The 12,312-nt window shown below is 63.8% G+C and carries 10 protein-coding genes and 1 pseudogene; 6 read left to right on the top strand and 5 right to left on the bottom strand.

Annotated elements, in window-relative coordinates:
* Nucleotides 1–25 precede the first annotated feature (25 nt).
* Together ACP15K_RS16570 and ettA are read right to left on the bottom strand one after the other, a co-directional pair.
* Nucleotides 26–835, bottom strand: a pseudogene (locus tag ACP15K_RS16570) (P-loop ATPase, Sll1717 family); the annotation flags it as partial.
* A 95-nt stretch (nt 836–930) separates the two neighbouring features.
* On the bottom strand, nt 931–2,586 hold the full coding sequence (gene ettA, locus ACP15K_RS16575; protein WP_193140297.1) for an energy-dependent translational throttle protein EttA: 1,656 nt from the start codon (nt 2,584–2,586) through the stop codon (nt 931–933).
* Between the two features lie 402 nt (nt 2,587–2,988).
* Here ettA and ACP15K_RS16580 point away from each other — a divergent pair, with 402 nt between their 5' ends.
* Together ACP15K_RS16580 and mgrA are read left to right on the top strand one after the other, a co-directional pair.
* Nucleotides 2,989–3,591: a Crp/Fnr family transcriptional regulator gene (locus tag ACP15K_RS16580; protein ID WP_424991029.1), complete on the top strand. Its 603-nt coding sequence runs from the start codon at nt 2,989–2,991 to the stop codon at nt 3,589–3,591.
* A gap of 73 nt (nt 3,592–3,664) precedes the next feature.
* Nucleotides 3,665–4,693 (top strand): L-glyceraldehyde 3-phosphate reductase, encoded by a 1,029-nt coding sequence (gene mgrA / locus ACP15K_RS16585; RefSeq protein WP_193140293.1) that lies wholly within the window; start codon nt 3,665–3,667, stop codon nt 4,691–4,693.
* A 313-nt stretch (nt 4,694–5,006) separates the two neighbouring features.
* Here the strand turns inward: mgrA and ggt are convergent, their stop codons facing one another.
* Nucleotides 5,007–6,821, bottom strand: coding sequence for a gamma-glutamyltransferase (ggt, locus tag ACP15K_RS16590; protein ID WP_424991030.1), 1,815 nt, complete (start codon nt 6,819–6,821; stop codon nt 5,007–5,009).
* 185 nt (nt 6,822–7,006) lie between these two features.
* On the opposite strand from ggt, the gene ACP15K_RS16595 reads away from it, so the two are divergent.
* Together ACP15K_RS16595 and dacB are read left to right on the top strand one after the other, a co-directional pair.
* On the top strand, nt 7,007–7,609 hold the full coding sequence (locus ACP15K_RS16595; protein ID WP_424991031.1) for a nicotinate-nucleotide adenylyltransferase: 603 nt from the start codon (nt 7,007–7,009) through the stop codon (nt 7,607–7,609).
* The gene (gene dacB, locus ACP15K_RS16600) at nt 7,606–9,102 is read left to right on the top strand and encodes a D-alanyl-D-alanine carboxypeptidase/D-alanyl-D-alanine endopeptidase (RefSeq protein ID WP_424991032.1); all 1,497 of its coding nucleotides are present in this window, start codon (nt 7,606–7,608) and stop codon (nt 9,100–9,102) included. Before ACP15K_RS16595 ends, dacB begins: the two co-directional genes overlap by 4 nt.
* A gap of 24 nt (nt 9,103–9,126) precedes the next feature.
* Here dacB and ACP15K_RS16605 read toward each other — a convergent pair whose 3' ends face one another.
* On the bottom strand, nt 9,127–9,549 hold the full coding sequence (locus ACP15K_RS16605; RefSeq protein ID WP_319022426.1) for a tellurite resistance TerB family protein: 423 nt from the start codon (nt 9,547–9,549) through the stop codon (nt 9,127–9,129).
* A gap of 172 nt (nt 9,550–9,721) precedes the next feature.
* Here ACP15K_RS16605 and ACP15K_RS16610 point away from each other — a divergent pair, with 172 nt between their 5' ends.
* Entirely contained in the window at nt 9,722–11,305 is a 1,584-nt protein-coding gene (locus tag ACP15K_RS16610; RefSeq protein ID WP_424991033.1) for a lysine--tRNA ligase, read from the top strand.
* A gap of 50 nt (nt 11,306–11,355) precedes the next feature.
* Nucleotides 11,356–11,748: a DUF4864 domain-containing protein gene (locus ACP15K_RS16615; RefSeq protein ID WP_424991034.1), complete on the top strand. Its 393-nt coding sequence runs from the start codon at nt 11,356–11,358 to the stop codon at nt 11,746–11,748.
* Here ACP15K_RS16615 and ACP15K_RS16620 read toward each other — a convergent pair.
* Nucleotides 11,745–12,233 carry a HugZ family protein gene (locus ACP15K_RS16620; protein ID WP_193140279.1) on the bottom strand — a complete coding sequence of 163 codons (489 nt, stop codon included), beginning with the start codon at nt 12,231–12,233 and terminating at the stop codon, nt 11,745–11,747. The genes ACP15K_RS16615 and ACP15K_RS16620 overlap by 4 nt on opposite strands.
* Between the last annotated feature and the right edge of the window lie 79 nt (nt 12,234–12,312).

Below are 12,312 nucleotides of genomic sequence, written 5' to 3' on the forward strand. Positions count from 1 at the left end.
GAAGTGTTCAAAGAACCTCCATTCCTCATCGGTCATCAACTCTCGTGCCAAGCTGGTCTCCATAACAGATACCAGCTTGAATCACGCCTGAGGGCCAGTGTGAATCCTTTTTGTCAACATGACCTAGTAAAACCTCGTCTACATCTTCACCAAAGTGAGTAGCAACGCGCTTAGCCATTGCAACGAGGATGTCATGATTATTCCACATCAACCAAATAAGGTTCGCTTCAATTTTGTCAGTTGATTCATCGTTGGTGCGAACCAAATGGTAGACATCAGTTCTCAGCCCAATGCGGAACTGTATGTCACGGTCTTGACCCGACATGTCCCGAACCGCATTCAACAACGCAGAGATGTTTTCAATGTCTTGCGGCCTAGCTTGCCACCCACGGTCAAGGTCATCCAGATAGACACGTATCGTCCTATTGGCTTTTAGACACTTTGCAACCCGGGCCGCATCTCCTGAAAGACTTCGGTTAGTGTTCAAGAAGTAGTTTGATATGATCGAAGCCGCCTGACGCACGCCCCCTGTCAGCTTTCCAAGCTTATTTGCCTCTTCGAAGTCATCAACACCCTCAAGAAGAGACCTAACGATGAGGGTTGATATTCCAGACTTCCAGTTCTCAATTAGATCGACAAACTTATCAGCGTTTGTGTCGACTGCTCCAAAAACATCATTTGGGCGAACCCAGAGCGATACGACGCCATCCTCGATGTCTTCAAGATGGCACATCTTTAAAAGCGCGCTCTTTCCTACACCCTTGTGTCCAACGATTATTCTAATTGGAAGATTCGCTTTCAGGCTATCATAGGCCCGATTTCGGAAAAAAATTGCCTTAACCTTTCGGGGGACTCATTTTCCGCATCCTCATTTCCAAATATTGCAGCGATGTTTTCGTCAGAAAAGCTCGGCATTTTAATGTTCCAATCTTACCGCGTGAACTTCTTGTATTTCACCCGCTTCGGCTCCAGCGCGTCCGGTCCCAGGCGGCGCTTCTTGTCTTCTTCGTAATCCTCGAAGTTGCCCTCGAACCATTCCACATGCGCCTCGCCCTCGAAGGCCAGGATGTGGGTGCAGATGCGGTCAAGGAAGAAGCGGTCGTGCGAGATGACCACGGCGCAACCGGCGAAATCGACCAGCGCGTCTTCCAGCGCCCGCAGGGTTTCCACGTCCAGATCGTTGGTCGGTTCGTCGAGCAGCAGCACGTTGCCGCCCGCTTTCAGCAGCCGGGCCATGTGGACGCGGTTGCGCTCGCCGCCGGACAGCAGGTTCAGGGTTTTCTGCTGGTCGCCGCCCTTGAAGTTGAAGGCCGAGCAATAGGCGCGCGAGTTCATTTCGGCATCGCCCAGCTTGACCACGTCCAGCCCGTCGGAAATCGCGTGCCAGACCGTCGCCTTGTCGTCCAGATCGTCGCGCGACTGGTCGACATAGGACAGGTCCACCGTGTCGCCATAGCTGATGGTGCCGCTGTCGGGCTGTTCCTCGCCGGTCAGCATCCTGAACAGGGTCGATTTGCCGGCGCCGTTGGGACCGATGACCCCGACGATGCCGCCCGGCGGCAGGGCAAAGGACAGATCCTCGATCAACAGCTTGTCGCCATAGGCCTTGGTCAGGTTCTCGACCTCGATCACCTTGCCGCCAAGGCGCGGGCCGTTGGGAATGACGATCTGGGCGCGGCCGATCTTCTCGCGTTCGGACTGGCTGGCCAGATCGTTATAGGCGTTGATCCGCGCCTTCTGCTTGGCCTGCCGGGCCTTGGTGCCCTGCCGCATCCATTCCAGTTCGCGCTCCAGCGTCTTCTGGCGCGACTTGTCTTCGCGCGCCTCCTGGCTCAGGCGCTTGGCCTTCTGCTCCAGCCAGGCGGAATAATTGCCCTCGTAGGGAATGCCGCGGCCGCGATCCAGTTCCAGGATCCAGCCGGTGATGTCATCCAGGAAATAGCGGTCGTGGGTGACGATCAGGATGGTGCCCTTGTAGTCGATCAGGTGCTGTTGCAGCCAGGCGATGGTTTCCGCGTCCAGGTGGTTGGTCGGTTCGTCCAGCAGCAGCATGTCGGGGGCTTCCAGCAGCAGCTTGCACAGGGCAACCCGGCGCTTTTCGCCGCCCGACAGGGTGGTTACATCGGCCTCGTCCGGGGGGCAGCGCAGCGCCTCCATCGAGATGTCGATCTGCGCGTCCAGATCCCACAGGTTCTGGGCGTCGATCTCGTCCTGCAGCTTGGCCATTTCGTCGGCGGTTTCGTCGGAATAGTTCATCGCCAGATCGTTGTAGCGATCCAGGATCGCCTTCTTCTCGGCGACGCCCAGCATGACGTTCTCGCGCACGTTCAGGCTTCGGTCCAGTTCCGGCTCCTGCGGCAGGTAGCCGACCTTGGCGCCTTCGGCGGCCCAGGCCTCACCCGAGAAATCCTTGTCGAGCCCGGCCATGATCCGCATCAGCGTCGACTTGCCCGAGCCATTGACCCCGACCACGCCGATCTTGACGCCGGGCAGAAAGCTCAGGCGAATGTTCTCGAAACACTTCTTGCCACCCGGATAGGTCTTGGAAACGCCGTCCATGTGGTACACATACTGATAAGCTGCCATTGCCCCGCCCTGACTTGCTGAAGATCGCGCCGTTTTAGTGGCGAGGGCTTGGACAATGCAACGGCCAACCGAAAAAATCGCCACAGTCGGCCGTTTTCGCCTTTCCCGACGGGAACATCGCCGCTGCGTCACCTGCCGTTGCGGCACAAATCCGGAAACCCTGTATCGCAAGGGAATTCTGACATGTCAGATCCGGATACCCCTTGCAGGCGCCCGCCCTGCCCTGCGGCACCTCACTATTTATAGGGAGTAGCTTGGTCCGTCGGATTGGCCTAGGTGATATATGCGGGGTGAATTCTTGAGTGTGACAAAGGTCACAACCCTTAATTGTTTCAGGACCTTACAGTGTTTGTCGAATTCTCGTTGCTCAAAAACCTGGCGCCCCAAGACGCACGTGCCTTCGTGGCACGGCTGACCCGGATCACCGCCAAAGCCGGCACCGTGTTGACACACCGCGGCGAACGCCCCGATTACCTGTACTTCGTGTTCAAGGGGAAACTCACCGCCCATATCGCGTCACGGCAAGGCCGCGAGATCATCCTGGATCGGCTGGAACAGGGTGATGTGTTCGGCGAGCTTTCGGTGCTTGACGGCGGTTCGCGTGTGCGGTCAGTGCGGTGTGAGACCAGTTGCGATCTGGGCCGCATCCCGACCGAGGAATTCGACCGCTGGCTGCGCGCCCACCCGGTGGCGATGCGCGATGTGACGATCGCGCTGGCCGGACGGATGCGCGACCTGTCGGATCGGCTGTTCGAGTTTGCCTTTCACGACGTGGAAACCCGGCTGCGGCATTTCCTTGTGCGCTGTCTGATCCAGCAAGGAAGCCTGCACAACGGCGCGGTGCTGGATCCCGCGCCCAGTCATCTGACCATTGCCAATTGCATCGGCGCCAACCGCGAAGCCGTCAGCCGCGCCCTGTCCCGGCTGTCCAAGGCCGGGGTTCTGACCACCGGACGCCAGCGGATCGAGGTTCTGGACGTGCATCTGCTGGAAAGCGGCCTTTAGCAACCGGTTTGACTTCGGCGCTCGGGGCGGCTCTTGTTCGCGATAACATCCGCGGCAACAGCAAGGTGACCCGATGACATATTTTCCCGCCGCCACCCGGTACGACTCGATGGTCTATCGCCACTGTGGCCGCTCCGGGTTGCAACTGCCCGCGATCTCGCTGGGGCTGTGGCACAATTTCGGCCACGACCGGCCGCACCAGTTGAAGCGCGACATCTGCCGGACCGCCTTTGACCATGGCATCACCCATTTCGATCTGGCCAACAACTATGGCCCCCCGGCAGGCAGTGCCGAAGAGGCCTTCGGAGAGATCCTGCGCACCGATTTCGCCGGGTACCGGGATGAACTGATCGTCAGCTCGAAAGCCGGCTACCCCATGTGGCCCGGTCCCTACGGGCAATTCGGCAGCCGCAAGACCATGATATCCTCCTGCGATCAGTCGCTGAAACGGCTGGGGCAGGACTATGTGGACATCTTCTATTCACATCGCTTCGACCCGGACACGCCACTGGAAGAAACCATGGGCGCGCTGGACTACATCGTGCGGTCGGGCCGCGCGCTCTATGTCGGGATCTCCTCCTACAATGCGCAACGCACCCGCGAAGCCGTGGCGATCCTGGAAGATCTGGGCACCCCCTGCCTGATCCACCAGCCGTCCTACAACATGCTGAACCGCTGGGTCGAACGCGACGGGCTGAAGGACACACTGGCAGAACTGGGAGTCGGTTCCATCGCCTTCACGCCGCTGGCGCAGGGCATCCTGACGTCGAAATACCTCAACGGAGTGCCCGAAAGCAGCCGGGCGGCGCAGGGCAAATCACTGGCCCCGACGATGCTGACCGACAGCGCGCTGGCCTCGGTGCGGGCGCTGAACGAGCTGGCCGAGGCGCGCGGTCAGACGCTGGCGCAAATGGCGCTGGCCTGGGTGCTGCGGAACGGCGGGATCACCACGGCACTGATCGGCGCATCGCGGCCCGAACAGGTGGTGGATTGCGTGGGCGCCGTCGCCAACCTCGACTTCTCGCAAGAGGAACTGAAGGCCATCGACCACCTGTCGTCCGAGGAAGACATCAACCTGTGGGCACGTTCGTCGGAAAGCTGAGGCCGATTGCACAGCGGGCGGCTGGCGCAAGTGGCCGGTCATGCGGCTAGAGCGCCAGCACCGCCGCGATGGTCATGCCGGCGGTGCACAGCACGCCAAATGCCATCGCGACGACAAGACGGCGTGATCGGGACATGCCGTTCCCCCCTTTGGACGCTTTTGACCTGCTCATGAAGCCAGCGTAACGACCCTGCCGGGCCTGCCAAAGATGTTCGGGATGTCGTGGTTAGCGCGGAGGCGCGGCCCGCCGCCTGTGCGCCGGGATCCCCCGCCGCCACAGCGGCGAGGGATGGGTCCTTAATGCGGCGGCAGGTTATTCGCCCAGGGCGATGCCTTCGCGGCGCGGATCGGCGCCGCCCCAGATCCCGTCGTCGCGGATTGCGATGGCATGCAGCCCCGAGGTCAGGTCACGGACATTGGTCTCATAGCCCAGTTCCTGCAGCGGCTCGGCGCTGTTGGCGACCTCGGTGCCGGCTTCCAGATCATAGGTGCCGAACCGGTTGACCAGATGCGGCATGGACACCGCCTGTTGCGGGTCCAGCCCCCAGTCGGCCATGGCGATGATGGTCTGTGCCACATAGCCGATGATCCGCGATCCGCCCGGCGATCCGACCACAAGGATCGGTTCCCCGTCCTGCAGGACAATCGTCGGCGCCATCGAACTGCGCGGCCGCTTGCCCGGTGCAATCGCATTGGCGATGGCCACACCGTCCGACTGGCTGGAGAAGCTGAAGTCGGTCAGCTCGTTGTTCAGCAGGAACCCGCCCGACGTCATCACGCGCGAACCGAAGCCGTTTTCAATCGTGGTGGTCATGGACAGCGCGTTGCCGTAGCTGTCGACGATCGAGATATGCGAGGTCGAGGGCAGCGAGATATCCTGGTTGTCGGCCCAGTTCAGCGCATGGTCGAACTCCGGCGTGCCGGGGGCGACCTCTTCCAGCGCGGTGTCACGGTTCAGCAGGGCGGCACGGTCGGCCAGATAGGCCGGATCCACCAGCCCTTCGACCGGCACCGGCACATAGTCGCTGTCGGCCATATAGCGGCCCCGGTCCGCGAAGGCGAGCCGCGAGGCATCACCGATCAGACGCCAGGCCTGCGGATCCTCGAACCCCAGGCTGGCCAGGTCGTAGGTGTTCAGCATCCCGAGGATCTGGCCCACGGTCAGTGCCCCCGATGACGGCGGCCCCATGCCGCAAACATCCGCGCCGCGATAGTCGACACAGACCGCCGGGCGTTCCTTGACCTGATACAGCGCCAGATCGACCATGCTCAGCAGCCCCGGATTGCCCTCGGCACCGCGCACGGCGGCGGTGATGCCTTCGGCGATCTCGCCGGTGTAGAAAGCCCCGACGCCCTTGTCGGCGATGGTCATCAGGGTGTCCGCATAGGCCGGGTTCTTCAGGATGGTGCCTTCCGCCAACGGCGTGCCACCGGGCATGAAATACTCGGCTGTGGCCGGGAACCGACCCAGTTTCTCGGCATCATCCACGATCAGGGTGGCCAGACGGGGCGACACCGGGAAGCCGTCTTCGGCCAGCGCGATGGCGTCGTCGAACAGTCGGCCCCAGTTGGCGCTTCCCCATTTGCGATGCGCCTCGGCCATCAGCGCGGGCGTGCCGGGGGTGCCGACGGACAGGCCGCCCACGACCGCATCCCAGAAGCCCATGGTTTCGCCGTCCATGGTCTGAAACAGGGTCGGCGTCGCGGCCAGAGGCGCGGTTTCACGGCCATCCAGCGTCGTCACCTCGCCGCTCTCTGCGTCGTACCAGACCAGGAACGCGCCGCCGCCAAGGCCCGAGCTTTGCGGCTCGACCAGCCCTAGTACCGACTGGACCGCGACCATGGCGTCGGCAGCGGTGCCGCCCTCTTCCAGCACTGCGGCCCCGGCCTGCACCGCCAGCGGGTTGGCGGCGGCCACCATCCAGTCGGCGGCTTGCGTGGGCCTGCCCTCGGCCTTGATGCGCAGGGCCTCCATCGCGGCAGGCGACAGGCCCGCCGCTTCCCAGCCCGCGACCTTGGCTTCGCTGGTGCCTTCGGTGGTGATCGCATCGGCAGCCTGCTGTGCCAGGGCCGGCGTGGCCAGGACCACCGCCAGTGTCAGCACGGAAACAGATTTCAAATATCGCATGTCCAATCCTCCCAGTTGGTCGTTGGGCCTCACCATGGCGTTTGGGGATCGGGGCTGTCCAATGGAATCTCCGCCGCCCCGACAGAGCGGCCCCGGCTTGCAGTTCGCGCCCGCGCATGATGTAGCTTCGGCATGGCCCTGCACGCCGGGGCGGCCCCAGACGGTAACAGCGACATGGCGCAGGCATGAAGGCAGGCTTTCCAGCGGCAAGGGCCGGGCAAAGGATCGGGCTTCTGGGCGGATCCTTCGACCCGGCACACGAGGGCCATGCGCATCTGACGCGGACCGCGCTGCGCAGCTTCGGGCTGGATCGCGTCTGGTGGCTGGTCTCGCCCGGCAACCCGTTGAAATCCGAAGGCCCCGCCCCGCTGGCCCGCCGCCTGAAGGCCGCGCGGGAGGTGATGCAGCATCCACGCGTCACCATCACCGATGCCGAGGCGAAGCTGGGCACCCGCCACACCGCCGCCACGCTGGAAGCCCTGATCCGGCTTTATCCCGGCGTGCGGTTCACATGGCTGATGGGCGCGGACAACCTGGCCCAGATCCATCGCTGGGAACGTTGGCCGTCGATCTTCGCGCAGGTGCCGGTGGGGGTGATTGCGCGACCCGGAAATCCGCTGTGGGCGCGCACCTCGCGGGCGGCCCAGCTGATGCGGAACGACCGCTTGCGCCGCGCCGAGGCGCGGCTTCTGGGCGGGGCGATTCCCCCCGCATGGTGCTATCTGCGCGGCCCGCAGATAGATTTGTCCTCAACCGACATCCGCGCGCGGGGAGACTGGGTAAGATGAGCCGCAACGTCCTTCTGAAACGCCGGGCCGTGCTGACCGGCATCGCCGGGCTGGCTGCGCAGGGCGCGCTGGCCAATGTGCCGGTCTCGCCGATCCCGACGCCGCGCCCCTCGGCACCACCGCCGCGCGACCTTGCAGCCCTGACCCGCGCCCTGATTGCCGATGTCGGGCTGAGCGGCGAGGTGGCCTGCGTCATGGCCGATGCCCAGACCGGCCAGCCGCTGGTGGTGATCCAGCCCGATCTGCTGCTGCCACCGGCCAGCGTCACCAAGGCGGTGACGGCGGCCTATGCCTATGACACGCTGGGACCGGGCTATCGCTTTGCCACCCGTGTGCTGGGCACCGGCCCGATGCGCGACGGGGTGCTGCACGGCGATCTGGTTCTGGCCGGCGGCGGCGACCCCGGTCTCGACACCGTGGGGCTGGCGCAACTGGCCGCCGACCTCAAGGCCATCGGGCTTCACGAGGTCAAGGGCCGCTTGCTGATCTGGTCCGCGGCCCTGCCCCAGATCCCCGAGATCGCCCCGGATCAACCCGATCACCTGGGCTATAACCCCTCGGTGTCGGGGCTGAACCTGAACTACAACCGCGTGCATTTCGAATGGCGTCAGCAGGGCGCGGATTACCAGGTGACCATGGATGCCCGCGTCGGCACGCTGCGCCCGCGCACCGGTCATGCCCGCGTGCAACTGGCCGCGCGCAGCCTGCCGGTCTACGCCCATCGCACCGATGCGGACACCGGTTACGAGCATTGGTCAGTGGCCCGCCCGGCCCTTGGCACCGGCGGCGCCCGTTGGCTGCCCGTGCGCGACAGCGGCCTTTATGCCGGGGATGTGTTTCGCACCCTGCTGCGGGCCGAAGGGCTGGTTCTGCCCGCCGCCAAGCGGATCACGCTTCTGCCCGAAGGCCAGACATTGGCCAGCCGGATCAGCGCGCCGCTGTACGACATCGCGCGCGGCATGCTGAAGTATTCCACCAACCTGACTGCCGAGGTTCTGGGTCTGGAAGCCAGCGCCCACCTGAACGGCGCGCCACTGTCCGATCTGCCCAGTTCCGGCGCCGCCATGACCGATTGGGCCAAGGCCCATCTGGGGATGACCCAAAGCCGGTTCGTGGATCATTCCGGTCTGGGCGACGGTTCGCGCACCACGACCCGCGATCTGTGTTCCGCGCTCTTGATGCAGGGCCGCGAAGGCGCGCTGAAATCCAGCCTGAAGAACATCGCGTTGCGGCAGGACGATGGCACCGCCACGCCGCTCAGCCTGTCGGCCAAGACCGGAACCCTGAATTTCGTCAGCGCGCTTGCGGGCCATATCGCGCCACGGGCCGGGCCGGGGATGATCTTTGCCATCCTGACCGCCGACATGGCACGGCGCGCGGCCATCGCACCGGATGATCGCGAAAACCCCGCCGGCAGCCAAAGCTGGACCCGGCGCTCCCGCCGGATGCAGTACAATCTTGTGCGTCTGTGGTCCGGGGTGCCGCTGGCCTAGGGGATCGGGTCCGGGGCGCGGACCTCAGATCACCATGTGACGGGCGCGGGCACCGCGTTCGATGGCGGCGGCGTGCAGACGGTCGATGTTCAACTCATACCGAATCTCTTCCAGCAGGCGAAGTTCGGACTCGTTCAGGTGCCCATCGGCTGCGGCCACGTCGCAGGCCAGCGCATAGGCGGTTTCGTTCAGCCGCTCGGGCAGGGCCTCGCGGATCAGGCCGAACAGCGCGTCCAGCCCCTCCTCGGCTTCGAACAGTTCGAACACCAGCTGGCCGAGGCTGTGCAGCCGTTCGTCGCCGAAATCCGAGAACACCGGCAGGTGATTGATCATCGACTGGATCTTCACCAGTTCCGAGGTGCGGATGTTGGCATCCGACAGCGACACGGCGATCATCAGGGCGACGAGGCTGTCTTGCGGTGTGAGAGACGGTTCGGATTGCGACACGGCGAATGTCCTTGTACGTGGTTCTGGCGCTTGTGTTACCTTGGCGGGCGCCATGACGCCATGTATTTCGTCATTGATCCCCGGCAACCCCCGCTGTGCCCCGTGCGGCATATGTTGACCTGACGCGGTCTTGTCACTAAGCCCTGCGAAAAATCTGTCAGGATATCCGCACATGACCTCCCTCCGCGACGAAGCCCTGGCCTCGAAGGCCTGGCCCTTCGAAGAAGCCCGCCGTGTTCTCAAGCGCTATGAAAACGCGCCGCCCGAGAAAGGCTATGTGCTGTTCCAGACCGGCTATGGCCCGTCGGGCCTGCCGCATATCGGCACCTTCGGTGAAGTGGCGCGCACCACCATGGTGCGCCGCGCGTTTCAGGAAATCAGCGACATCCCGACCCGGCTGATCTGTTTCTCGGACGACATGGACGGGTTGCGCAAGGTGCCCGGCAATGTTCCGAACCAGGAGTTGCTGGCCGAGGATCTGAACCTGCCGTTGACCCGCGTGCGCGATCCGTTCGGCACCCATGACGGCTTTGCCCAGCACAACAACGCGCGCCTGTGCGACTTCCTAGACAGCTTTGGATTCGACTATGAATTCGCCTCGGCGACCGAGTATTACACCTCGGGCAAGCTCGACGAGATGCTGCTGGTCGCGCTGGAACGTTTCGAGAAGATCCAGGACATCATGCTGCCGACCCTCGGCCCCGACCGCCGCGCGACCTATTCCTGCTTCCTGCCGATCAGCCCCAAGACCGGCCATGTCCTGCAGGTGCCGACGCTGGAACGCAATGTCGCCAGGGGCACCATCGTCTATCAGGAACCCGACGGCGAGAAGGTCGAGATCCCGGTCACTGGCGGCCATGTGAAAATGCAGTGGAAGCCCGACTGGGCGCTGCGGTGGGCCGCCCTTGGCGTCGACTATGAAATGTCGGGCAAGGATCTGATCGATTCCGTCACCCAGTCCACCAAGATCTGCAAGGCACTTGGCAAGACGCCGCCGGTGACGCTGTCCTACGAGTTGTTCAACGACGAGAACGGGCAGAAGATCTCGAAATCCAAGGGCAACGGCCTGTCGATGGAAGACTGGCTGAGCTACGCCGCGCCCGAAAGCCTGCAGTACTTCATGTACCTCAAGCCGAAAACCGCCAAGCGGCTGTATTTCGACGTGATCCCCAAGGCTGTGGACGAGTATCACCAGCAGTTGCGCGCCTATCCGGACCAGGATCTGAAGGCGCAGCTGAACAACCCGGTGTACCACATCCACGGCCATGATGTGCCCGCGTCGGACATGGTGGTGACCTTCTCGATGCTGCTGAACCTCGCCTCGGCGGCCTCGGCCCATGACAAGGACACCCTGTGGGGCTTCATCGGCAAATACGCACCAGATGCCACGCCCGAGACCCATCCGGGGCTGGATGAGGCAGCCGGCTTTGCCGTGCGTTACTACGAGAACTTCGTGAAGCCCGCGAAAACCTATCGCGCGCCCACCGATCAGGAGCGCGCGGCGCTGCAGGATCTGGCCGACCGCCTGCGCGACTGGAAGGGCGACGTCGAGGCCGAAGCCCTGCAGTCCGAGGTCTTCGCCGTCGGCAAGGCGCATGGGTTCGATCCCCTGCGCGCCTGGTTCTCGGCCATCTACGAAGTGCTTCTGGGGGCCAGCCAGGGCCCGCGTTTTGGCGGCTTCATCGCGCTGTACGGAGTGCCGGAAACCGTCGCCCTGATCGACCGCGCGCTGGCCGGAGAGCTGGCCACCGATTGACTGATCCCCTCCGTGCCTTACCATTGGGGAAAGGCGCGGAGGGATCCAACATGCGCACGGCAAGTCTTTTGGCACTCCTGATGGCAACGCCGGTGATGGCACAGCCGGCGCAGGACATCGAAACGGTCATCGGCGACCAGATCGCCGCCTTTCAGGCCGATGACATGGCCCGCGCCTTCGACCATGCCGCCCCGGCGATCAGGCGCATGTTCGGCACCCCCGATAATTTTGGCCAGATGGTGCGGGATGGCTACCCGATGGTCTGGCGTCCGGCGGACGTGACCTTTCTGGACCGCACCGAGATGGGCGCCGAGGCCATCCAGCGTGTGATGATCCGCGATGGCGCCGGCCAATTGCACTTTCTGGCCTATCGCATGGTCCAGCTTCAGGGCGCTTGGCGGATCAACGGCGTGCAGATCCTGACCGGGGGCGTCGGCCTTTAAAGCTCCAGATCCTGCGGGCTCAGATGAAACGCCTTGCCGAATCCGCCGTTCAGGGCCGCGCCACGGACGCTGAACCGCACAAACGAGAAATCCGCGAAATCCACATACAGCCTGGCCTTGGGCTGAACCCGCAGGTAATGCGCGCGCAGATCGGCGTGCTGTGGGTCGCCATGGCCAATGAAGCGGGCCGTGCAGGCCAGGGTCATGCGCGGATGGGTCAGCGGATCGCCACGCCCCCCCGGTTCACCCACCAGAAGCGAGGCCGACGGGTTGGCCCGCAGGGCACGGGTATGGGCCGACAAGTCAGACACCAGCGACAACGGCGCGCCATCCGGCCCGGCAATCAGCGCCACCCGCGTGACCTCGGGCAGGCCGGTGTCGGGATGCAGCACCCCCAGCGCGGCGAACCGCATGTCGGCCAGCAGGCGCCGGGCCAGCGCGCGCGCCTCATCATCGGTGGGCCGGATCGGAGAGGGTTTGGACATACCGCCGATCATGGCCGCACGTCAGTGTTTGGCAAGAGCGCGTTTGACAAGGGACAGTCTGCGCCCTTGCCCAGCATGC

Origin of the sequence: Fluviibacterium sp. S390 (assembly GCF_049800695.1) — a bacterium.
Taxonomy (GTDB): domain Bacteria; phylum Pseudomonadota; class Alphaproteobacteria; order Rhodobacterales; family Rhodobacteraceae; genus Meridianimarinicoccus.

Coding starts and splice junctions, on each gene's coding strand:
- ettA (WP_193140297.1), bottom strand. CDS start 2,586: ATGGCAGCTTATCAGTATGTGTACCACATGGACGGCGTTTCCAAGACC.
- mgrA (WP_193140293.1), top strand. CDS start 3,665: ATGACATATTTTCCCGCCGCCACCCGGTACGACTCGATGGTCTATCGC.
- ggt (WP_424991030.1), bottom strand. CDS start 6,821: ATGCGATATTTGAAATCTGTTTCCGTGCTGACACTGGCGGTGGTCCTG.
- ACP15K_RS16595 (WP_424991031.1), top strand. CDS start 7,007: ATGAAGGCAGGCTTTCCAGCGGCAAGGGCCGGGCAAAGGATCGGGCTT.
- dacB (WP_424991032.1), top strand. CDS start 7,606: ATGAGCCGCAACGTCCTTCTGAAACGCCGGGCCGTGCTGACCGGCATC.
- ACP15K_RS16610 (WP_424991033.1), top strand. CDS start 9,722: ATGACCTCCCTCCGCGACGAAGCCCTGGCCTCGAAGGCCTGGCCCTTC.
- ACP15K_RS16615 (WP_424991034.1), top strand. CDS start 11,356: ATGCGCACGGCAAGTCTTTTGGCACTCCTGATGGCAACGCCGGTGATG.
- ACP15K_RS16620 (WP_193140279.1), bottom strand. CDS start 12,233: ATGTCCAAACCCTCTCCGATCCGGCCCACCGATGATGAGGCGCGCGCG.